Here is a 20,981-nt window from a genome sequence, read left to right as displayed (position 1 = left end):
GCTTGCGTTTCCGATCAAGCCGGAGTCTTGATCTGGGGAAAACAGGCGGTGAAGGTGGCGCCCTGCCTGGGCACGCTTTCGATCAAAAGGCGGCCGCGATGACGGTTAAGGATATGTTTCACCAACGATAACCCGAGCCCGGTGCCGCCTTGCGAGCGGCTGTCGCCGACGTCGACCCGATAGAAGCGCTCGGTCAGCCGCGGCAGGTGCTCCGGCGCGATGCCCGGGCCGAAATCGCGGACCATGACCCGCATTTCCTGAGTTCCGTCAGCGGCGGCGCTCGAGGTCAGCGACACGATGACGCGCCCGCCGGAGGCGCCGTATTTGAGCGCGTTCTCGATCAGGTTCTCGAACAGGCGGAGCAGCTCCTCGCGGTCCCCCGCGATCATCACCGGCGGCTCCGGCAGGTGGATGTCCACCTCGACCTGACGCTCGCGCGCCAGCGGCTCGAGCCCGTCGGCGACCTGGCGGATGATCGGGACGAGATCGACCAGGGTGTCGGGCCGGACATGGGCCGACAGCTCGACCCGCGACAGCGACAAGAGATCGTCGATCAGGCGCGCCATGCGCGTGGCCTGGTTGTGCATGATGCCGAGAAAGCGCTCGCGCGCCTTGGGATCGTCCTTGGCCTGGCCCTGTAGCGTATCGATGAAGCCCGACAGCGCCGCCAGCGGCGTGCGCAGCTCGTGGCTGGCATTGGCGACGAAGTCGGCGCGCATCTCCTCGACCCGGCGCAGCGGCGTCTGGTCGTGGAAGGTCATCAGCATGCATTTGTCGGCGCCGCCGAAGCTGGTCGGCACCGGCACCGGCGTGATGATCAGCTCCATCCAGCGATCGACCGGAACATGATCGAGATAGGTCGCGCGCCGCGGCTCGGTGGTTGCGATGGCCTCGCGCAGCGCGGTGATGATCTCCGGCGAGCGCAGCGCGAACTGGGCGAGCTCGTTCTTGCGCAGCGCCGGCGCGAGCTGGGCGGCGGCGGCGTTGAGGTGGATGACGCGGCCGGCCCGGTCGAGCAGCACCGCCGGGTCCGGCATGCCGGCGACCACCGCGGCCACCGCCGCGCTCTCGACCGGGTTGATGCGTCTGACGTCGTCGCGGGAGGTGGCGGGATCGTGCAGCCGCCACGGGATCAAGGCAGCCGCCGCGATGCAGAGGAACACGATTGCAGCGTGCAGCGCCGACAATTCGCCGAGCGAGACCACGACGGACAGCGCCAGCGCCGCGGCGATCAGGATGATGGTCGAGTGCCGCAGCCGATCGGACCAGGGCTGGGCGGAGGGAGAAGAGGGGGCGTCGATCGCCATCGGGGCGGACTTCTCCTGGGACTGTCCTTAAGGACCTGACACCGGTCAGGCGCCGCTGTCGCTGCGCTCTCTCACATAGGCGGCTTCAGGCGCCGGGCCGGGGTCCAGCTTGAGCGCCGCCTGTTGCAAGCGCTTCGATCGGGCGCCGATTATAACCTCTCGAAACGTCAGCAAGATTACAGATAAGACGAACGGAGACAGATAATAGAGGACGCGGAACAGGAGCATGCCGCCCAGCAGCTCCTCGCGGTCCATCTGCCAGAGCCCGACCAGCATGGCGGCATCGAACACCCCCAGGCCTCCAGGCGAATGGCTGGCGAAGCCGAGCAGGGTCGCCGAGACGAAGATCACCGCGACCATTACGAAGCCGAGATTGGGCTCGTCGGGGACCAGCACATACATCGCCAGCGCGCAGAAACCGAGATCGACGATGCCGATCGCGATCTGGAGCAGCGTCAGCGGGCCGCCCGGCAGCACCACCGTCCAAGGGCCGCGGCCGACCACCCGCGGCTGGCTCCAGACCCAGATCACGTAACCGATCAGCGCCACGATGATCATCAGCGCCAGTGTCCGGTTCAGCCAGACCGGCAGCTGGTCGATCGAGGCTGCCGCCTCCGGATGGTAGGCGATGCCGAGGCCGAGCACCGCGGCATTGCCCAGCCAGAAGGTCAGGCCGGCGAGAAAGCAGATTTTTGCGACGTCGATCGCGTTGAGCCCATAGGCCGAATAGATGCGGTAGCGCACCGCCCCGCCGGTGAAGACGGAGGCGCCGACATTGTGGCCGATCGAATAGCTGGTGAAGGCCGCGAGCGCGTTGATGCGATAGGGCACGTGGGCATGGCCGATCGCGCGCGTGGCGAAGAGGTCGTAGAAGGTCAGCGTGAAATAGCCCGCAGTGACGAATAGCGCCGCCATCGCAATCTGGCTCGGCTCGGTGCTCTTGATCGCTTCGAGGACCTCGTTGAAATCGATGCCGCGCAGCATGTGGTAGAGCACGTAGCAAGCGATGCCGATGACCGCGATGCTGATCACGACTCCAAGCTTATGCAGGACTTGCTTCTGGCGCAGAAACGTCGTCGCCCTGCGTATGGCTTCCAGCATCTAGACCTCGAACAACGCTTCAGCGGCCAGGGTGGCCGGCGGACAGGCGGACGCGCAGGCATTCAACGAACCCTCGTCGCCGGCGCCGGAATCGCGCATGCCCCCTGCCCCTCCACTAGCGCGTTTTCGGCCGAAGTGGAATTCGCCAATTCGAACAAAAACACGTGCCTTCAATATTTTAGGCAGGGTCGCAGCTCCCAGTGCAGAATTTGGCGCTTTCGTCGGCAAGGCTTGGCGCGAATCTCCAGGCGATCCTGCGCAGGGGCCATGAAGTTTTGATGATTTCGGCCGCACAATGTTCCGTCACGCCTTAAGCCAACGTCAATCTATGGAGCCGGCCTGCCGGTTGAAAGAGGGGTGACTGGAGCGGCCAGGTCCCGGTTTTCCAATGCGCCGAAAGGCCGCGGCGGAGCACACCCCGCCCCGCGCGTGAGGGTGCATAGCAACATCACACAGCGGCTGGCGGCGCGGTACGCGAGACCACCCGATCGCGCAGCCACGCTCCGATCGTGCCGCCGACGAGATAGCAGGCGAACATGATCAGGCCGAGGTCGAGCCAGTAGCCGAAGCGACCGGGGACCACATGGGTGAGAGAGGCCGCGACCAGGGCGGCGGCAAGCACTGCGAGCCACCGCGCAATCACCTTCGAGGTGCCGTTGCCGCGCTGGACCACCGAGATCCAGCCCATGCAGAAGCCCAGCAGCAGCGAGCCGATCAGCCAGCCCAGATGGAACGAGACGAGATAGGGCATCGTCACCTCACCAGAAATTCAATGCGGCGGTTCTGCGCCCTGCCTTCATCGGTGTCGTTGCCGGCGACGGGCTGCGTGCTGCCATGGCCGACCGCGGTGAAGCGGCTGGCAGGAAGGCCCGCCTTGACCAGATAGTCGATCACCGCCTGCGCGCGCTTTTCCGAAAGGGCCTGGTTGAAGACATCCTCGCCATCGGCGTCGGTATGTCCGACGACCTCGATATTGGTGGTGGGGCAGCGCAGCGCGGTCTCGATGAGGCGATCGAGAATGCCGGCCGAGTCAGGATCGATGTCCGCGCGCCTGTTCGCGAAACGGATCTTGCCCTTGGTCAGAAGCTCCGAGAACAATTGCTGGCACACGGTGCCGTCGACCGGGCCTGCGGCGGGCTTCACCGTAATCTCCGGCTTGTACTGCCAGTTCTTCGGGAAGTCCTTGCCGAGGCCTGCGCGGATCTCGTTGGCGGCGCCCTCGTAGAGCGCATCGCCCGAGAGCTTCACCTCGCGGTCGGAGACGACCAGCGTGCCGGTCGACAGCCGCGACAGCGCGCCGAGCGCAGCGATAACAGCCGTGCTGAAGGAGCCGGGGGCGCCGATGCTGGCCTTGAGATTGTCGACGACCTTTTCGGTGAAGAACTTTCGGGAGGCGCTGGTGCCGATCGCGGCGTGGACGTTGTTGTCCGGAACATAGCCGGTCAGCGTCACCGTCGCAGCCACCGGATCCTTGTAGGCCTGGAAGATGTAGGGCGGCGCCTTGATCTCGTTGGCCGCAATCGAAAAACCCTCGGGCAGGTTCTTCAGCGCAGCCGCGATCGCCTCACGGCCGCCGAGCTCACGCGCCATGCCCGACAGATTGACCTTGGTGTCGGTGATCGTGATCTTGCCGTCCTTCAGCTTGCCGATCTGATCCAGCAGCAGCATCGCGGCGGCTTCGAACCGGGGCGGCGCCCCGCGCGCCAGCCCCATCTGGTCGGCGACCTCGACGCCGCCGACTTCCTTGCGGGCCGCCTCGGTCAGCCGGGCCCTCATCGATGGCAGCGGCGCGGAGCCCGACAGCGTCACCCGCACCACGTCGCGCTCGGCATTCCACACGAAGGGCTTGGCCTCGGGAACGAGGCGGGTCCGGTCGTCGACCAGCCGCACGCCGGGCACGGTTTCGACCGCCATCACTGCGTCGCGGCGCCCCTCCTCGGAGAAGGCGTCCGCGGCCAGGCTGACGTCGCGGCCGTCAACCGCGATCCGGGTCTTGTCCAGAACGGTGTCCTTGAGCGCAGCCGAGCTGCGGGCCGACAGATCAGCCTCGACCGGTAAGGTATTATTCCAGGCCGCAAATCCCCACATGACGGCAAGGGGGATCAACCCCGGCCACCATTTGCTGGCCCACGAGAAAAGCTTCTGCATTCGACGACCCGACCTCTGGAAACGGAGACAAAACAAACCCTTGGCAGGCTGTCAAACCGGAAATGGCCCTGGTCCCAAGGCCCGGGTGGGACAATCGGAATAACTTTTTCTTCAAGGGTTCTTCCGTAAGTTGAGGCCGGAATGCCAAAGTCCCCCACCCGGTCATGAAACAACTGCGTAACAACGTCATCCGCGCCGGGCTGGGAGCACTCTATCTCAGCGGGGCGCACCACCTGTTGCGCCCGCTCTTGTCGGGCGTCGGCGCCATTTTCATGCTGCACCATGTGCGGCCGGCGCGCGAGGCCGCGTTCCAGCCGAACCGGCATCTCGAGGTCACCCCCGACTTCCTGCGCGCCACGCTGTGCCATTTGCGCTCGCGCGACATCGACATCGTCAGCATGGACGAGCTGCATGAGCGGCTGGTGCAGGGCCGGTTCGACCGTCGCTTCGCCGCCTTCACCCTCGACGACGGTTACCGCGACAATCTGGATTACGCGCTGCCGGTGCTGCGCGAATTTGACGCGCCGCTGGCAGTCTACGTCACGAGCGATTTTGCCGACGGCACCGGGCGATTGTGGTGGACGGCGCTGGAGGCCGTGATCGCCAAGGCCGAGCAGATCGACATTCAGATCGGCAATTCCGCCCTGCGGCTCGATGCGAACAGTGTCGCGGCGAAGCAAGCGGCATTCGACCGCCTGCACGACTGGCTGCGCGCGCTGCCGGGCGAGCAGGATCTTGCGCGCGAGATCGGGGCGCTGTGCAGGACTTACGGCGTCGACATGGAAGCGCTGTGCCGCGGCTTGTGCCTGTCCTGGGCCGAGCTCAAGTCCTTTGCCGCCGATCCACTGGTCACGATCGGCGCGCACAGCATCAGCCATTGCAATCTCGCCAAGCAGACGGAAGACATCGCCGCCCAGGAGATGGCCGCAAGCCGCGCGCGGATCGAGCAGGTGCTGGAGCGCCCCGTGCTGCACCTCGCCTATCCCTATGGCGACCGCGACGCCGCGGGCGCGCGCGAATTCGCCCTTGCCGCATCCGCCGGTTTCAAGACCGCGGTGACGACGCGGCCCGGCATGCTGTTCGCCGAGAACGCCGACCACATGACCGCGCTGCCCCGCGTCTCGCTCAATGGCAATTATCAGGACGCGCGGATCCTGCCGGTGCTGACCTCGGGCGCCGCGACCGCGATGTGGAATGGCTTCCGCCGCATCGCGGCGGCGTAGGCCTCAATCTGCACTGGTCGAGGACAAGCGCGCCTTCCTTGACACCCCTCCCTGCTCCGCCCACAACCGGCGGCAACCAAGGGAGGAACGCATGTTCAACGATCTGTTCTCGCTCAAAGGCCGCATCGCGCTGGTAACCGGCGGCTCGCGCGGCATCGGAAAGATGATCGCGGCGGGATTTCTCAGCGCCGGCGCGGCAAAGGTCTACATCACCGCGCGCAAGGCCGGACCGTGCGAGGCCACCGCGAAGGAGCTCAGCGCGCAATATGACGGGGAATGCATCGCGCTGCCGATCGACATCTCGACCGTTGCCGGCGCCGAGCTGCTGGCCAGCGAGTTCGGGAAACGCGAGTCCCGGCTCGACATCCTCGTCAACAATGCGGGCGCCGCCTGGGGCGCGGAGTTCGACGAATTCCCGGAGAACGGCTGGGACAAGGTGATGAACCTCAACGTCAAGGCGCCGTTCTTCCTGACCAAGGCGTTGGCGCCGACGCTGCGCGCCTCGGCAAGCGCGGAACGGCCGGCGAAGGTGATCAACATCGCCTCGATCGACGGCATCTTCGTCAATCCCGGCGAGACCTATTCCTATGCCGCGAGCAAGGCCGGGCTGATTCATCTGACGCGGCGCATGGCGGTGAAGCTGATCCCGGACCACATCGTCGTCACCGCGATCGCGCCGGGCCCGTTCAAGTCCGACATGAACCGCGCCGCGCGCGACCACGCCGACGAGGTCGCAACGCGCGTCCCCGTGGGCCGCATCGGCACCGACGAGGACATGGCGGGCGCTGCGATCTACCTCGCCTCCCGCGCCGGCGATTACGTGGTCGGCGCGACCATCGCGGTGGACGGCGGCATCGTCTATGCGAATCCGGGAATCAAGGGCAGCGGGTGGGACAGCGATTGATCCGGCGGTCTCCCGTCACGTGCATCGGGGCTCAAAACCAAAACGTCGAAAACAACCCCATGCACAGTAGCGGGCCCCTTGATCGATAAGGGATCTTTCGAGCGGCCTGGAGACAACATTTGCAGCCGCCATGCAGTTGACACGTCGGGCAAAACACGCGTCGAGCTGGCGCGTGTACTCAAAATCTATGGATGCGAGAGCTAGCGTCGCGGCGTTCGTCCGCGTATCCGGTCGAATCCTTGCTTGATCGCTGCGAAGCGCTGCTCGATGAATGGTTCGTGCTCAGTATCGGTGAAAATGTAGGGCCAGTCGTTTTCGATGGCCTCGCGAACCAGCTCGCCTACGTAGAGCGGATCAACGCCGTTGTTGATCCGTTCATGCAATGCCTTGATGATCTCCGCGCGTGGTCCTTCTGTCGGCGGAGGGTTGCCGACAGCCCCGGCAAATCGGTGCGGCACGTTGCGCCGAGAGTTCATGATCTGCGTGCGGACAAAGCCCGGACACAGAACGGAGACCCCAATCTTCCTCGGCGCGAGCACGTTACGCATCCCCTCGGAGAGCGCCACCACTCCATATTTGCTTACATCGTATGCCGGACTTGGTCCCGTAATCAGTCCGGAGACGGACGCCGTGGAAACAACCTGCCCTCCTTCGCCGTGCGCTTCGATCAGCGGACCGAATATCTCGAAGCCCCAGATCACCGACATCAGATTGACGCCGAGGACCCAGTTCCAGCCTGAATCAGTCCACTCACCAAAGGTGCCGCCGCCACCCACGCCCGCATTGTTGACCAATATGTGGATTCTGCCGTACCGCGCGACGGTCGCGTCCGCTGCCGCCTGAAGTTCGCCCTTGAGCGAAACGTCCGCTTTCACGCCATCGACATCGGCTTTGGTTCGTGTCTTCAGGTCCGCGACCACTTTTTTCAGCGCCTCCTCCTCGATATCGCAGAGCATGACCCTCACGCCCGCCCGCGACAGCACGGTCGCGATCCCCAGTCCGATGCCCGAGGCAGCGCCAGTCACGAATGCGGTCTGTCCAATCAAGTCTCTCATGCGCGTTCCACCTTGCTTTCACTCAACCAGTTCGCCCGCGAAATTGCGCCGCGGGGCGCTGGCTCCGCGCCTGCGATGACCGAGGCAGCCGGCGAGGGCGCTGCGGAAGCAGTTGGTGATCTAGACCGCATGGCCGAGCGATCGTGAACTGAACGGAGAGGCGATGGACAGGCTGTCCCAAGCAAGCGCTTCGGTCGTAGACACATGGTCACCAATGCGCTGGGCTACTTCCGCAGCGTGCGTGCCCGGCATAAAGTGGGTTGCGCCCGCTATCGTGCATAGCGACGCGTTCGCCAACGCACGGGTCAGGATTTCCGCGCTTCGCTGCAACGCTTGCGGGCTACGCTCACCGCAGATGAGGCGGGTTGGGAGCAGGATGTTGGCGAAAGCCGATAATGGTGGATCGAATGCCGAACGCATGTCCAGAACCTGGGTCGCGGTCGTCCTAACGATGTATTGTCGCATCCGGGACGGCAGGGCATCGAAGCTGCCCTCACCGCCGAGATAATCGATCACCCGGAGCGCGGCTTCCCTCTCGCCGTTTTCGAACGCCTGGAAGTATGCATCGCGCATCGCCGTGAACTGCTCATACAGCGCAAGCTGGCTCTCCCGGCGCAGCAGGCCGAAAGCCACCGGCTCTATCAGGGTCAGGCTCATGAGCGGCAGCATCCCGCACAGCGCGACGTCCAGACACGCGAGCGCGCCGAGGGAATGTCCGACGAGATGCACGGGACCGCCGGCCCGGCGGATCACGGCTTCGATGATCTCCGCCTGCCGATCGATCGATGTATCGGCAGCCGTCCGTCGGTCCCTCGTGCCGCCATAACCCGGAAGGCTCGTCGTCACCGTCCGGAAACGACCGCCGAGCGCCTCGATCACGCCCCGCCAGCTTGACGCGGTCGCCCACGATCCCGGCACGAACACGATGGTGGGTCCCGTGCCCTCCTCGCCATAGTCGATGTGGCCGTGCCTATCCTGCAGCATTGTTGAGGCTGCGTTCATCGCCATCACTCCGGTCTTGAGGGTTTCGCCTGGCAAGAATGCGCGAAGCGCGACGGCAACACTTTACAGACCGCTTACATTTTCATTACCGACGGCTGATTTCGCGCGCTCCCCCGCTTGCTGGGCTGTGCTACGCTCGCGCTGCTGGAGGAACGGACGAGCTGATGCGCTATCTGTTTGAAGACTTTGCGCTCGACGCCGACAAGCGGGAGCTGCGCAGGGGGATCGATGCGGTTTCGGTGACGCCGCAGGCCTTCGACGTGCTTCTCTACTTGATCCGCAACCGCCAGCGTGTGGTTAGCAAGGACGATCTGATTTCCGCCATTTGGGGCGGCCGCGCCATCTCGGATGCCGCGCTTGCGACCCGCCTCAATGCAGCGCGCGCCGCAATCCATGATGCCGGCGATCAGCAGCGCCTCATTAAGACGCTACAGAGGAAGGGTTTTCGCTTCATTGGCAGCGTGCAGGAAATCGGCGGACAGGATGACGCTGCGGTCCCAAATGACGCACTTCAACCCTCGACACTAGCTCCCGCGCCGTCCGACAAACCCGCGATTGCCGTGTTGCCGTTCCAATCCATGCCGGCCCGTCCAGAACAAGAATACTTCGCCGATGGGTTGGTTGACGATATCATTACTGCTCTCTCGCGCTTCAGGACGCTCTCTGTCATCGCTCGCAACTCCTCGTTCACCTACAAAGGTAAGGCTGTCGACATCAAGCGCGTCGGACAGGAGCTTGGCGTGCGATACGTGCTCGAAGGCAGTGTGCGCAAGGGAGGGTCGCAGCTAAGAATCAATGCACAATTGATCGATGTTGCAACTGGCGCGCACCTTTGGGCCGATCGGTTTGAAGGTGCTTTGGGAAACGTTTTCGATTTACAGGACCAGGTCGCGCTACACGTGGTCGGGGCCATCGCTCCAGAAGTCGATCGTGCCGAGATCGACAGAGCCAGTCGAAAAAGGACCGGTAACATCGATGCGGTGACAGCGTATTATCGCGGTTTGCCTCATATTCGTTTCCCAACCACTCCACAGAATAATGAAGCTGCTTCGAGGCATTTCGAGCAAGCGATTGCTCTTGATCGCAGCTTTGCGCCTGCGTATGGCGGTGTTGCAACTTGCATAGCGTGGCGAAGGGCCAACAATTGGCCTGGAGACTTTGTCGAAGACAACGCTCAGGTCTTGCAGATTGCCGAATGTTTAAAGGAGCTTGGGGCAGACGACGCAATGGCCTTAACCGTTGTGGGCTTTCTCCTGTTCTGGTTCGCGCTCGACCTCAATGGCGGGGTTGAATTGGTCGAGCGCGCCATCCACTTCAATCCAACCTATGGACCCGCACTTCACGCGCGGGGCCTCATTCGCGGTTGGCAAGGCGAATCCGATGCCGCCGTTGCGGACCTTGAGCTGGCTCTGCACCTAAGTCCGCGCGATCCTTTCAACTACAACGCAATGCTGGGACTTGCTCTAGCGCATCACAACGCCGGCAGACATGCCGAAGCGGGTGAGTGGGCTGACAAAGCCGTTCGAGCCTTCCCCCCGGCGTTTAATGTAGGAATGGCTCAGGCCATCCTCTGCTACGTGGGCGCTGGACGATTGGACGACGCTCAAAAGCTGATGGCAGAAATTCTCCGCCGATCTTCTGGCTCTCGACGATCAACTGTGGCTGCCCCGCACTATTCGCCCAAGCTTAGAGCGGAACTCTTGGAAGCGATGATCAAGGCGGGACTACCCGAATAGCTTTGTTCTTGGGGCAAGCAGGCGGTGGGCAGGCTGGCGTGTGAGTACGCCGCGGCGCCTCGCGTCTATCACACCGCCTCTGGAATACTGGATCGCCCGGTCAAGCCGGGCGATGACGCTTATGGGTGTGGAACGGTCGTGGTGCGTCGCAAGCGCCCTACGACTCGATCTTCACGTACTCGAAATCGCCCGGCTTGTTGTCGATGCCGACCTTGGGCGGCGAGATCCAGGAGGCGAACTTGCCGGTTTCGGTCACGGGCTGCATCAAAGAGGTGATGAAGTCACCGTCGCTGGCCGACGGCAGCCATTCGTCCTTGCGCCTGGCCCAGGTGGCATCATCGATCAGGATGCCGTCGGGCGTCGCGTGCACGTCCTTGAACTCGCCGATGTGGCGGTGGAAGGCGACGTTGGGCAGCGTCAGCTTGAAGTCGTAGCCGGCGGTCGAGATCACCTTGTTCCAGCGCAGCATGCCCTTGACGCAATCCTGGCTGTAATCGTCGCGCAGGCGCATGTTGAGCGCGGTCAGCGCCGGTTCGTCGACCAGCTTGACCTCGCCGTTGATCAGCTTGAGCACCGGATAGGTGGAGTTCTTGAGCTGGTGATCGTCCTCGATCTGGGTCTCGTGGTAGCGGCCCTTGATGCCGGCGTTGAACGCGTTGGCCGCGTTGGTCGAGACTTCCGAGCCGAACAGGTCGAGCGACAGCGTGTAGTGCAGGTTCAGCTTCTTCTGGATGGTCGGAAGATCGATGACGCCGAGCGCGCGGACTTTCGCGATGTCGGTGGGATCGGTGATGCCGGCCGCCTTCATCGCATCGCAGGTGCGCTGCACGACGCGGGTAATGCCGGTCTCGCCGACGAACATGTGGTGCGCTTCCTCCGTCAGCATGAAGCGGCAGGTGCGTGACAAGGGATCGAAGCCCGACTGCGCCAGCGAATGCAGCTGCATCTTGCCGTCGCGGTCGGTGAAGTAGGTGAACATGAAGAAGGACAGCCAGTCCGGCGTCGCCTCGTTGAAGGCGCCCAGCATGCGCGGCGCGTCGGCATCGCCGGAGCGGCGGCGCAGCAAATCATCGGCTTCTTCACGTCCGTCGCGGCCGAAATATTTCTGCAGCAGATAGACCATCGCCCAGAGGTGACGGCCTTCCTCGACATTGACCTGGAACAGGTTGCGCATGTCGTACAGCGAGGGCGCGGTCTTGCCGAGATGGCGCTGCTGCTCGACCGAGGCCGGCTCGGTGTCACCCTGGATCACGATCAGGCGGCGCAGCATGGCGCGATGCTCGCCCGGCACTTCCTGCCAGGCCGGCTCGCCATAATGCTCGCCGAACGGCACGACGCGGTTCTCTTCCTGCGGCGCAAGCAGGATGCCCCAGCGATATTCGGGCATGCGGACATAATCGAACTTGGCCCAGCCGCGCGGATCGACGGAGTAAGCGGTGCGCAAATAGACCAGCGATTCCTGAAAGCCCTCGGGGCCCATGTCGCTCCACCAGTCCATGTAACCGGGATGCCAGCCCTCCAGCGCTTTGAGCACCTGGCGGTCTTCGGCGAGATTGACGTTGTTGGGAATCTTGGTCGAGTAGTCGACGTTCATGATGTTCATGTTCATGTGGACCTCCCGTGTGGGACTAGCTCGTTTGAAAGGGCGAATGGCGAATGGCGAGTAGCGAATGGGCATCCCCTATTCGCCATTCGCCACTCCCTACTCGCTAGACTCGCGTCATATCGAATTTCGGTTTCTGGCCGCTGCCGTAGCGGCGCAGCGCGCCTTCCTCGCCGACGGCGTTCGGGCGCTGGAAGATCCAGTTCTGCCAGGCGGTGAGGCGCGCGAAGATCTTCGATTCCATCGTCTCGGGGCCGACGAAGCGCAGGCTCGCTTCCATGCCGGTAAGGCTGTCGGGCGAGAAGCTGGCGCGCTCCTCGAGGAACACGCGGACCTCGTCGTCCCAGTCGATGTCGTCGAGCGCGAAGGTAACGAGGCCGAGCTCTTCGGCCTGCTCCGCATCGAGGCTGGTGCCGAGCGTTGCTTCCGCGCGCTCCAAATCGGACGGATCGGCCTGGAAGCGCGATTCCAGCCGTGTCAGGCCGTGGCTCATCGGATAGGGGCCGAAATTCATGGCGGACAGCTCGATCGACGGCGGCGGACGATTGTCACCCTGGCGGGTGCCGATCAGCATGTAGGAGCGGTCGGCGGCAAAGACGAGCTCGGCGAGCGTGCCGGCAAAGCAGGAGCCGGGCTCGACCAGCGTCACCAGCGTGCGCGAGGTGACGTCGACGCGCTTGAGCACGCGCTTCCAGTAATGCCTGATCTCGTTGACCAGCCAGTGCGCCTTGTTCGCTTCGAGGAACGTATCGCTGGCGAGCACATGGGCGCGGTCGCCGTGGCTCTTGAACACCAGCATCGCGATCTCGAGCTCGTTGATGCGTAAGTGCAGGATGGCGTCGTCGAGCTCGCGCGCCACTTGCAGCGGCCAGAACGAGGCGCCTTGCGCCATCATGCCGTCGATGTCGGCGGGCGGCGCGGTCTCCGGCGCCTTGATCGAGATGGTGGCGATGCGCGCTGTGCGATCGATATCGACGGTGACGAAGCCGTAGCGGATGCTGTTCTCGTCGATCAGGCGCCTGAGCGGCGTCAGTGCGATGCCCTTGCCGCTGCCCTTGCGCTTCGATTGGCCTGCGAATTCCTTGGCGCGCTCGGCGATCTTGGCCTCGAGCTTGGAGTTCGGCGCGATCTCGTCGACGAGGCGCCATTGCACGGCGCGCTTGCCCTTCACGCCCTCTTCGATGGTGCAGAAGACATCGGCGTGGTCGCGGCGCACCTTGCGCTTGTCGACCACCCGCGTGAGACCGCCGGTGCCCGGCAGCACCGCGAGCAGCGGCACTTCGGGCAGCGCGACGGCGGACGAGCCGTCGTCGGCGAGGATGATGTGATCGGTCGCGAGCGCCAGCTCATAGCCGCCGCCGGCGGCCGAACCGTTCACCACGGTGATGAAGCGCTGGCCGGAATTCTCCGACGAATCTTCCATGCCGTTGCGGGTCTCGTTGGTGAACTTGCAGAAGTTCACCTTGTGCGCGTGGGTGGAGCCCGCGAGCATGCGGATGTTGGCGCCCGCGCAGAACACGCGGTTCTTGGCCGAGCGCAGCACCACGACCTTCACTTGCGGATGCTCGAAGCGCAGGCGCTGGATCGCATCGGCCAGCTCGATGTCGACGCCGAGGTCGTAGGAATTGAGCTTGAGCTGGTAGCCCTCGAACAGGCCGCCATTCTCGTCGACGTCCATGGTCAGCGTTGCGACGTCACCGTCGACCGCGAGCTTCCAATGCTTGTAGCGGGACGGTTCGGTCTGGAAATCGATGAATGTCGCGCCGCCTGCGAGGCGCCGATCTTCCCCGGCCATGAGCCACCCTTAAGCTTGGTTATGCATCTGGAGCGTTAGATGCACAATAGTGCATCTTACTGGGTTAGTCCAGCCCGAATCTCGGACTCACATGCACTTTGCTTCATATCGGTGCGCATGGGTTTCATGCAGCCTGAAGCCCCGGATCGTCCCGCAAGGCGGCTTTTGCGAACTGCATGATGGCATCGAGGGTCGGCCCCGCGGCCTCGCGATGCGGGGAATGCGCCGCGCCAGCCATGATCTTCAGGTCGACCGGGCAGTAACATTCCTCCTGCGCGATCTCGGCCTGGCGCAGCGTGCCGTATTGATCATCTGTGCCCTGCACGATCATGACGGGCACGCGGATGTATGCGAGGTATTCGGAGATATCCCAATCGCGGAACTTTGGATCGAGCCAGGCGCCGTTCCAGCCGTGGAAGGCGTTGTCGACGTCCTTGTGCCAGCGCGCCAGCTTTGTCTTGAGGTCCGTGGTCTCGAACGTCGTCTTGATCGCGGCGATGGATTCGATCGAGATGTCCTCGACGACAAAATGCGGCGCGATCAGCACGAGCCCATTGAGGCGGTGATCCTGATGCGCCCCGGCATAGATGGTGGCGATCGAGGCACCGTCGGAATGGCCGAGCAGGAGGCCGCGCTTGAAGCCGATCATGTCGAGCAGCTTCGGCAGCACGTCCAGCGCCTCGCGATGCATGTAGTCGAGCGGCCGCGGCAGTGCGACCGGGCTGGACTGGCCGTAGCCTGCGCGCGAATAGGCGAAGATGCCCGCGCCCGTGGCCTGCTGCAGCTTCTCTGGGAAATCACCCCAGAGGCCGACGGAGCCGAGGCCCTCATGCAGCATCACGATGGTGGGCGCGTCGGGGGCTAGCGGAGCGAGCCATCTGTATTCGAGGCTGGCGCCACCGATGCTGAGGAAGCCGCTGGGGGTGAGATTGGTCATGGTCGAATTCCCATTTCTAGCCAATGCCGAGATGCCCACCCTCCCCTGGAGGGGGAGGGTCGATTCACAGCGAGCGCAGCGAGATGTGAAGCGGGGTGGGGTGACAGGTTCTCCACGGATGCGGTGCCCGTGGAAAGATCACCCAACCCGTCACGCGTCTCGCTACGCTCGATCGCGTGCCGACCCACGGGCGAGCTACGCTCGTCCCGGACCCCTCCAGGGGAGGGTAAGGAAGCCAGTTCGCCGCCTGCACCATCAATGCGCGCCCTCGCGCAACTTGAAGCGCTGGATCTTGCCCGTCGCCGTCTTCGGCAAGGACTCCACCACATCGATCCAGCGCGGATATTTCCAGGGGCCGATCTTCTGCTTGACGTGCTCCTTGAGCATCTCCTGCAAATCCGTCGTCTTGGCGCCGGGGCGCAGCACGACGAAGGCTTTCGGCTTTAGGAGTCCTTCTGGATCGGCCTCGGGCACGACGGCAGCTTCCAGCACGGCCGGATGCGTGATCAGCGCGCTTTCGACCTCGAACGGCGAGACCCAGATGCCGGAGACCTTGAACATGTCGTCGGCGCGGCCGCAGAAGGTATAGCGGCCCTCGGCGTCACGAATGTATTTGTCGCCGGTGCGGGTCCACGGCCCCTCGAAGGTGCGGCGGCTCTTGTGGCGCTGGTTCCAGTAGCCCTCGCCGGCCGAGGGCGCATCGACCAGGAGCTCGCCGACCTCGCCGTCGGCGACGTCCTGCCCGGCCTCGTTGACGAGCCGCACCGCATAGCCGGGCACCGGCTTGCCGGACGAGCCGTATTTGATGTCGCCGGGCGCGTTCGACAGAAAAATGTGCAACAGCTCGGTCGAGCCGACGCCGTCGAGAATGTCGACACCGAACCGTGCCTTCCAGCTGTGGCCGACGGATTCCGGCAGCGCCTCGCCGGCGGAGGTGCAGATGCGCAAAGCCTTGCCGCCGCGCTCGCTCTTCATGGTCTCGTCGTTGAGCATCGCGGCGAACAAGGTCGGCACGCCATAGAAGATCGAGGGATTGTAGCGATTCATCAGGTCGAACATGCGCGCCGGCGTCGGCCGCTCGCTGTTGAGGATCACGCTGGCGCCGACCGACATCGGGAAGGTCAGCGCATTGCCGAGGCCATAGGCGAAAAACAATTTCGCCGCGGAGAGACACACATCGCTCTCACGGATGCCGAGCACCTGCTTGGCATAGGTGTCGGCAGTGGCCTGCAAATTGGAATGCAAATGGCGCACGCCCTTCGGCATGCCCGTCGAGCCCGACGAGTACAGCCAGAACGCCGGCTCGTCCGGATGCGTCACGGCGGTGGTGAACTGATCGTTCTCGCCAGCGAGCTCTTCGGCAAGCTGCTTGTGGCCGTTCTGCTTGGCGCCGGAGACCACGACATGCTCGAGATCCGGCATGCGGCCGACAACGTCCTTGATGACGGGATAGAGCGGTTCGGACACGAACAGCACGCGCGCGCGGCAGTCGGCGAGGATGTAGGCGTATTGGTCCGCGGTCAGCAGCGTGTTGAGCGGCACCGGCACGATGCCGGCGCGGATCGCGCCCAGGAACACGATCGGGAAATCGATTGTATCCAGCATGATCATCGCCACGCGCTCCTCGCGGCGGACGCCGAGCCGGCGCAGCATGTTGGCCGCGCGCCGGGTCTGTTGCTGGAGCTCGCCATAGGTGAGCCGCGAGACGGTGTCGTCGAAGGCGAGCTTGCTGCCCCTGCCTTCGTCGACGTTACGGTCGAGCAGCCAGGTCACCGCGTTATAGGATCCCTCGCTCACGGACATCTCCCCGGAATTTAGAATTATAATTCATAGAAAGACACCACGGCGGCTTGCTGTCAATGCCAGCAGGCACTATGTTTCATTAAAACGCGCCGCAGGACCCCTGTAAAGAAGACTCATGACCGAAAGTCCCGACGCCGAATCCCGCTTCCTCGAACAACTCGGCCAGCGTGTGCGCACCATGCGCGCGCTGCGCGGCATGTCGCGCAAAGTGCTCGCCAAGGTGTCGGGGATCTCGGAGCGCTACATCGCGCAGCTCGAGAGCGGCAAGGGCAATGTCTCGATCGTGCTGCTGCGCCGCGTCTCCGACGCGATGGGCGCCCATCTCGAAGATTTGCTGCCCAGCGCCGATCCGACGCCGGACTGGCAGATGTTTCGCGACCTCCTGCGCAAGGCGACGCCCGCGCAGATTGCTCAGGCCAAGGATCTGCTCTCCGGCGGCAGCGCAAGCGCGCCCCGCCGCGCGCCGTTCTGCGGGATCGCGCTGATCGGCCTTCGCGGCGCGGGCAAGTCCACACTTGGGCGGATGCTGGCGAAGAAGATCGGCTGGAGTTTCGTCGAACTCAACAAGGAGGTCGAGCAGCAGAACGGGCTCTCGGTCGCCGAGATCATCGCGCTGTACGGCCAGGAAGGCTTTCGACGCATGGAGCAGGCGGCACTGCAACAGCTGCTCGCGCGCAACGAGCTGATGGTGCTGGCAACCGGCGGCGGCATCGTCTCCGAGCCCCTGACCTTCGATCAGGTCCTCTCCTCGTTCTACACGATCTGGCTGAAGGCCGAGCCCGAGGAGCACATGGCGCGCGTGCGTCGCCAGGGCGATCTACGCCCGATGGCTGATGATCGCTCGGCGATGACGGAGCTGCGCAACATCCTGCTCAGCCGCGAGCCGTTGTATTCGCGCGCGACCGCGGTGGTGGATACCGCCGGCCTCTCCGTCGATGCCGCCGCCGCACGCCTGATCGATGCGGTGCGGCCGGTGCTGCAGAACGAAGCCCGCAGCTTCGGCCTGCGCAGCGTGGCGCTGTAGCGATGACGTCCACCGACGTCGCCACCTCCATGTTCGAGCGGATCGGCGGCAGCGCCACGATCGACGCCCTCGTCGACCGCTTCTACGACCGCATGGACACGCTGCCGGAGGCGAAGATCATCCGCGCCATGCATGCGGACGACCTTGGCCTGATCAGGGACGTGCTGAAGCGCTATCTCACCGAATGGACCGGTGGCCCGCGGCTCTATACACCCGAGAAAGGTCATCCGCGGCTGCGCCAGCGCCATTTCGGCTTCGCCATTGGGGACGCCGAGCGCGACGCCTGGATGCTCTGCATGCGCGGCGCGCTGGAGGAGACGATCACCGACGCCGCCGCGCGCCAGGATCTCGACAAGGCGATAGCGGGCCTGGCCGACTGGATGCGCAACCGGCCGTGACGGGGCGGCAGCGCTTCGGCGCAATTCGACGGCCACGCACCGGGTCATTTGAGTTCCGCTGCGATCGCCTGCTAAGCTCCAGGCATGACCGACATGCTCTGCGACACCATACGCATGGAGCGCGAAGTGACGGAGCGTTAGCGCGTGATGGACGCACCTCCCGATGTCATCCGTCGACCGCCCTCGCCGCGTCTTGCGCGGCTGATCTCCAGCATTTCCTTCTACCGCGAGCGCGGGATCGGCTTGGCCGCCTTCCGCCACGCCGCGCCGCTTGCACTGCCTCTGCTGGTGAATTTGGGAACGCCCTTCCGCATTGCGCTCGGACACCGACCGGACACCGCCGATGCGCGGCCGAGTTTCGCAGCGGGTCTGTTTCCTGGGCCGGTCGTGATCGAATCCGACGGGCGCGCCGAATGCGTTCAGGTCGATTTCACGCCGCTCGGGGCGTATCGCTTCTTCGGAGGCGCCGTGCCCGATCTGACCGCGCGGATCGTCGGGCTCGACGACATTCTGGGACGGCACGGCAGGGAGCTCCGCGCCAGGGTGGCCGAGGCGGCCGGCTGGCAGCGACGATTCGAGATCGTCGAAGACTTCGTGCTTCGCCGCGCCGTACACGAGCCCTCGCCTGAGGTCGCCTTCGCGCTGGAGACGCTGTGGCGAGGCGCGGGCGCGGTCAGGATCGCCGACATTGCCTCCGACATCGGCTGGAGCCGCAAGCATCTCACACGCCGCTTCCACCGCGAGATCGGCGCTCCGCCAAAGACGCTGGCCCAGATGCTGCGCTTTCATCGCGCTTGCGTCCTGGCCCGGACGGATGGCGCAGGCGGCTGGGCGGCCATTGCCGCGGACGCCGGCTATGCCGACCAGGCACATCTTGCTCGCGATTTCCGGATGTTCAGCGGAGAGACGCCGACCGGATGGGCCGCGCGGCTCGATGTCGTCGATTCACGCCTGATGCGGGACGGCGGGGGCTAGCGCCAAAACAGCGGCAAGACGGCGCGAGGCACGGTCAGGTCCCATTTGTTCAAGCCGGCCGCCATGATCCGAACTAGGGTCGGCTTCGCAACAAGCTTGCACCGAACCTGGAGAGTGTCATGAACCAGCCGAACGGCTACGAAGCGCCGCGCCTCTACCACACCATGCGCTGCAAGGATGCCGAGGCGATGATCGCCTGGCTGAAGGACGTTCTCGGCTTCACCGAACGGGTGGTGTACCGCAAGGAGGGCACGGTCGTTCACGCCGAGCTGGCGTTCGGATCGTCGATCCTCATGCTGGGCGCGCATCGCGACGACGCCTACGGCAAATTGGTTGGCGACATCGGCGGCCGGCGGACGGATGCCGTCTATCTGGCTGTCGATGATCCCGACGCGCTCTATGCGAAGGTGAAATCCGCTGGTGCAGAGATCGAGATGGAGCCCTACACGACCGATTATGGCAGCCGCGATTTCGCCGCACGCGATCCGGAGGGCGGGCTCTGGAGCTTCGGGACCTATTGGCCCAAGGTCGGCGAGCCGCCGCTCGCGGGATAGCGGGCGCTCGCGTCAAATACTGCTCCGCGGCCGAACCGTCTTGCTCGCTAGACCGACCAGTAATGCGGATGCGGGTAGGGCCGCGAGCGGTCGCCCCAGTCGAACGCGTCGCCATCGAACTCGCACGGGCCGCTGCTGAGTTCGTCCAGCGTCTGCTCGGTCTGGAACGCCTGCCGTGCTGGATCGTATTTCAGCGCGCTCCACTGCAGCGGATAATGGTGACGCGTACCGAGCAGCCCGCCGGTCTTGATCACGGCATAGGCAACCGTTCCGCTCATCTTGTCGAGCATCAACCGCTCGATCGTGCCGAGCTTCGTGCCGTCGCGTCCGTAGACGGCGACGTGCTCCACGCGATCACTGGGAACCATGGTGTGGTTCATGGTGTCCTCCCTGTTCTCGTCTGTTCACGATATTATAGCACCGGTTTCGCGGCGGCGGGAGCAGCTACAACTGCTGTAAGCGGCCCGCCCCGGCCACCAGAGCGTCACTTCAGCCGAATCGTGTCGACGCGACGGCACTGGACGCAATGATAAACGTGCTCCGCAGGCAGCGTGACTATTCCAGGTAGTGTCGTCAGGAACTTCATTGGCCGCCTGCATTTTGAGCAGATGAGGATCGGCGGATCGTCTTGGCGATCGGAACTCATACAATAACCGGGGCTGAGGCGCCCGCACGTTACTGCCGCGCTGCGGGCGCTTCATCCCGGGAGAACTACCGGCCTTGATCGGAATCCGATCGGCCCCGCTCGGCGCGCTGCTTCACGCCCGCGTGAGGCGACTTCTTCCGGACTGTTGCGACGACATCGCGCCGCCCCCGGACGAAGCCATTTTCCTCACCCGGCGAAAAACGCCGGAAAGGCAGGCGGTCTAGAATTGTCTGCATTGATCAACAACGGAGTTCGGTCATGTGGGGTCAACTTTTCAGCCTGATCTATCGCCTGTCCTGCCGGACCACCCTGATCGAGATCGGCACGCACCGCCTCGCGCGTTAGGTCCATGAAGCCCAGGGGAATTGGGTAAGATCGATTGACCAGATGACGGGGATTGCCATGCGCAAGCTGATCCTGATCGCCGCGATGTCGCTGCTCGCAAGCCAAGCCCATGCCGGAGGCTCGCGGAGCCTTAGTCTGGCGGCGGCCGATTCGAAGCAACCGGCCACCGAGCAGCCGGCCGCGCCGGCCGCCGTGCCGCCGCAGGCGACGCAAGCGTCACCGGCAAACGTCCAGACGCCGACCGCACCCGCCGCAACGGCACCGACCGCCGCAGCTCCGGTGCAATCAAGCACGACGCCGGCAAAGACGACCGAAGCGCCAAAGCCGAAACGCCGGCAGCCATCTGTCGAAGCCCGCGTGATCCGCGAACTGCACCGCCACGGGATCTATTGGTAATTGTCCGGCGACGCCCGCCCGGCAGCTCC

Annotated in this window: 19 protein-coding genes; 8 read left to right on the top strand and 11 right to left on the bottom strand. The window is 64.3% G+C overall.

The features are described from left to right. Positions 1–14: 14 nt before the first annotated feature. The 4 genes from ACTEK7_RS15985 to ACTEK7_RS15970 form a co-directional block, all read right to left on the bottom strand. On the bottom strand, positions 15–1,307 hold the full coding sequence (locus ACTEK7_RS15985; protein ID WP_057028454.1) for an ATP-binding protein: 1,293 nt from the start codon (positions 1,305–1,307) through the stop codon (positions 15–17). A gap of 45 nt (positions 1,308–1,352) precedes the next feature. Then, entirely contained in the window at positions 1,353–2,408 is a 1,056-nt protein-coding gene (locus tag ACTEK7_RS15980; protein WP_036001683.1) for a lysylphosphatidylglycerol synthase domain-containing protein, read from the bottom strand. Between the two features lie 448 nt (positions 2,409–2,856). Continuing rightward, positions 2,857–3,159, bottom strand: a complete 303-nt coding sequence (locus ACTEK7_RS15975; RefSeq protein ID WP_036001688.1) for a hypothetical protein — start codon at positions 3,157–3,159, stop codon at positions 2,857–2,859. Between the two features lie 2 nt (positions 3,160–3,161). After that, positions 3,162–4,556 carry an OmpA family protein gene (locus ACTEK7_RS15970; protein ID WP_225147452.1) on the bottom strand — a complete coding sequence of 465 codons (1,395 nt, stop codon included), beginning with the start codon at positions 4,554–4,556 and terminating at the stop codon, positions 3,162–3,164. Between the two features lie 164 nt (positions 4,557–4,720). Between ACTEK7_RS15970 and ACTEK7_RS15965 the strand changes: the two genes are divergently transcribed. Both ACTEK7_RS15965 and ACTEK7_RS15960 read left to right on the top strand, forming a co-directional pair. Further along, positions 4,721–5,779 carry a polysaccharide deacetylase family protein gene (locus ACTEK7_RS15965; protein WP_225147453.1) on the top strand — a complete coding sequence of 353 codons (1,059 nt, stop codon included), beginning with the start codon at positions 4,721–4,723 and terminating at the stop codon, positions 5,777–5,779. 91 nt (positions 5,780–5,870) lie between these two features. Further along, positions 5,871–6,683 carry an SDR family oxidoreductase gene (locus ACTEK7_RS15960; protein WP_225147454.1) on the top strand — a complete coding sequence of 271 codons (813 nt, stop codon included), beginning with the start codon at positions 5,871–5,873 and terminating at the stop codon, positions 6,681–6,683. Positions 6,684–6,883: 200 nt separating this feature from the next. On the opposite strand, the gene ACTEK7_RS15955 is transcribed toward ACTEK7_RS15960, so the two are convergent. Both ACTEK7_RS15955 and ACTEK7_RS15950 read right to left on the bottom strand, forming a co-directional pair. Continuing rightward, the gene (locus ACTEK7_RS15955; protein WP_225147455.1) at positions 6,884–7,738 is read right to left on the bottom strand and encodes an SDR family NAD(P)-dependent oxidoreductase; all 855 of its coding nucleotides are present in this window, start codon (positions 7,736–7,738) and stop codon (positions 6,884–6,886) included. A gap of 120 nt (positions 7,739–7,858) precedes the next feature. Then, positions 7,859–8,740, bottom strand: coding sequence for an alpha/beta fold hydrolase (locus ACTEK7_RS15950; RefSeq protein ID WP_225134349.1), 882 nt, complete (start codon positions 8,738–8,740; stop codon positions 7,859–7,861). Positions 8,741–8,904: 164 nt separating this feature from the next. On the opposite strand from ACTEK7_RS15950, the gene ACTEK7_RS15945 reads away from it, so the two are divergent. Beyond that, the gene (locus ACTEK7_RS15945) at positions 8,905–10,476 is read left to right on the top strand and encodes a winged helix-turn-helix domain-containing protein (protein ID WP_225147456.1); all 1,572 of its coding nucleotides are present in this window, start codon (positions 8,905–8,907) and stop codon (positions 10,474–10,476) included. Positions 10,477–10,633: 157 nt separating this feature from the next. Here the strand turns inward: ACTEK7_RS15945 and boxB are convergent, their stop codons facing one another. The 4 genes from boxB to ACTEK7_RS15925 form a co-directional block, all read right to left on the bottom strand. Next, positions 10,634–12,085, bottom strand: coding sequence for a benzoyl-CoA 2,3-epoxidase subunit BoxB (gene boxB / locus ACTEK7_RS15940; protein ID WP_225147457.1), 1,452 nt, complete (start codon positions 12,083–12,085; stop codon positions 10,634–10,636). Positions 12,086–12,185: 100 nt separating this feature from the next. Further along, positions 12,186–13,874 (bottom strand): 2,3-epoxybenzoyl-CoA dihydrolase, encoded by a 1,689-nt coding sequence (gene boxC / locus ACTEK7_RS15935; RefSeq protein ID WP_225147458.1) that lies wholly within the window; start codon positions 13,872–13,874, stop codon positions 12,186–12,188. Positions 13,875–13,998: 124 nt separating this feature from the next. Beyond that, positions 13,999–14,811: an alpha/beta fold hydrolase gene (locus ACTEK7_RS15930; protein ID WP_225147459.1), complete on the bottom strand. Its 813-nt coding sequence runs from the start codon at positions 14,809–14,811 to the stop codon at positions 13,999–14,001. 255 nt (positions 14,812–15,066) lie between these two features. Further along, positions 15,067–16,608, bottom strand: a complete 1,542-nt coding sequence (locus tag ACTEK7_RS15925) for a benzoate-CoA ligase family protein (RefSeq protein WP_225147460.1) — start codon at positions 16,606–16,608, stop codon at positions 15,067–15,069. Positions 16,609–16,729: 121 nt separating this feature from the next. Between ACTEK7_RS15925 and ACTEK7_RS15920 the strand changes: the two genes are divergently transcribed. From ACTEK7_RS15920 to ACTEK7_RS15905, 4 genes are all read left to right on the top strand, one after another. Next, complete coding sequence (locus ACTEK7_RS15920; protein ID WP_225134355.1) at positions 16,730–17,638, top strand: helix-turn-helix transcriptional regulator; 909 nt, start codon at positions 16,730–16,732, stop codon at positions 17,636–17,638. Between the two features lie 2 nt (positions 17,639–17,640). Next, positions 17,641–18,036 carry a group II truncated hemoglobin gene (locus ACTEK7_RS15915; RefSeq protein ID WP_057028463.1) on the top strand — a complete coding sequence of 132 codons (396 nt, stop codon included), beginning with the start codon at positions 17,641–17,643 and terminating at the stop codon, positions 18,034–18,036. Positions 18,037–18,279: 243 nt separating this feature from the next. Then, entirely contained in the window at positions 18,280–19,011 is a 732-nt protein-coding gene (locus tag ACTEK7_RS15910) for an AraC family transcriptional regulator (protein WP_225113437.1), read from the top strand. A gap of 119 nt (positions 19,012–19,130) precedes the next feature. Then, a complete protein-coding gene (locus ACTEK7_RS15905) occupies positions 19,131–19,565 on the top strand; it encodes a VOC family protein (RefSeq protein WP_109142172.1) in 435 nt (144 codons plus the stop codon). A 47-nt stretch (positions 19,566–19,612) separates the two neighbouring features. Here ACTEK7_RS15905 and ACTEK7_RS15900 read toward each other — a convergent pair whose 3' ends face one another. Beyond that, entirely contained in the window at positions 19,613–19,945 is a 333-nt protein-coding gene (locus ACTEK7_RS15900) for a PRC-barrel domain-containing protein (RefSeq protein ID WP_036001758.1), read from the bottom strand. Between the two features lie 653 nt (positions 19,946–20,598). Here ACTEK7_RS15900 and ACTEK7_RS15895 point away from each other — a divergent pair. After that, the gene (locus ACTEK7_RS15895; protein ID WP_370142355.1) at positions 20,599–20,952 is read left to right on the top strand and encodes a hypothetical protein; all 354 of its coding nucleotides are present in this window, start codon (positions 20,599–20,601) and stop codon (positions 20,950–20,952) included. Positions 20,953–20,981 lie beyond the last annotated feature (29 nt).

The sequence above is a fragment of the Bradyrhizobium sp. JHI2711 genome (assembly GCF_056156565.1).
This window is presented reverse-complemented; position numbering and strand designations above follow the sequence as displayed.

Bases quoted from the DNA above. Each gene is read 5' to 3' on its own strand.
- ACTEK7_RS15975 (WP_036001688.1), bottom strand. From the start codon at position 3,159: ATGCCCTATCTCGTCTCGTTCCATCTGGGCTGGCTGATCGGCTCGCTG.
- ACTEK7_RS15900 (WP_036001758.1), bottom strand. From the start codon at position 19,945: ATGAACCACACCATGGTTCCCAGTGATCGCGTGGAGCACGTCGCCGTC.
- ACTEK7_RS15930 (WP_225147459.1), bottom strand. From the start codon at position 14,811: ATGACCAATCTCACCCCCAGCGGCTTCCTCAGCATCGGTGGCGCCAGC.
- boxB (WP_225147457.1), bottom strand. From the start codon at position 12,085: ATGAACATGAACATCATGAACGTCGACTACTCGACCAAGATTCCCAAC.
- ACTEK7_RS15950 (WP_225134349.1), bottom strand. From the start codon at position 8,740: ATGAACGCAGCCTCAACAATGCTGCAGGATAGGCACGGCCACATCGAC.
- ACTEK7_RS15905 (WP_109142172.1), top strand. From the start codon at position 19,131: ATGAACCAGCCGAACGGCTACGAAGCGCCGCGCCTCTACCACACCATG.
- ACTEK7_RS15985 (WP_057028454.1), bottom strand. From the start codon at position 1,307: ATGGCGATCGACGCCCCCTCTTCTCCCTCCGCCCAGCCCTGGTCCGAT.
- ACTEK7_RS15970 (WP_225147452.1), bottom strand. From the start codon at position 4,556: ATGCAGAAGCTTTTCTCGTGGGCCAGCAAATGGTGGCCGGGGTTGATC.
- ACTEK7_RS15980 (WP_036001683.1), bottom strand. From the start codon at position 2,408: ATGCTGGAAGCCATACGCAGGGCGACGACGTTTCTGCGCCAGAAGCAA.
- ACTEK7_RS15895 (WP_370142355.1), top strand. From the start codon at position 20,599: ATGACGGGGATTGCCATGCGCAAGCTGATCCTGATCGCCGCGATGTCG.
- ACTEK7_RS15965 (WP_225147453.1), top strand. From the start codon at position 4,721: ATGAAACAACTGCGTAACAACGTCATCCGCGCCGGGCTGGGAGCACTC.
- ACTEK7_RS15920 (WP_225134355.1), top strand. From the start codon at position 16,730: ATGACCGAAAGTCCCGACGCCGAATCCCGCTTCCTCGAACAACTCGGC.
- ACTEK7_RS15955 (WP_225147455.1), bottom strand. From the start codon at position 7,738: ATGAGAGACTTGATTGGACAGACCGCATTCGTGACTGGCGCTGCCTCG.
- ACTEK7_RS15915 (WP_057028463.1), top strand. From the start codon at position 17,641: ATGACGTCCACCGACGTCGCCACCTCCATGTTCGAGCGGATCGGCGGC.
- boxC (WP_225147458.1), bottom strand. From the start codon at position 13,874: ATGGCCGGGGAAGATCGGCGCCTCGCAGGCGGCGCGACATTCATCGAT.
- ACTEK7_RS15945 (WP_225147456.1), top strand. From the start codon at position 8,905: ATGCGCTATCTGTTTGAAGACTTTGCGCTCGACGCCGACAAGCGGGAG.
- ACTEK7_RS15960 (WP_225147454.1), top strand. From the start codon at position 5,871: ATGTTCAACGATCTGTTCTCGCTCAAAGGCCGCATCGCGCTGGTAACC.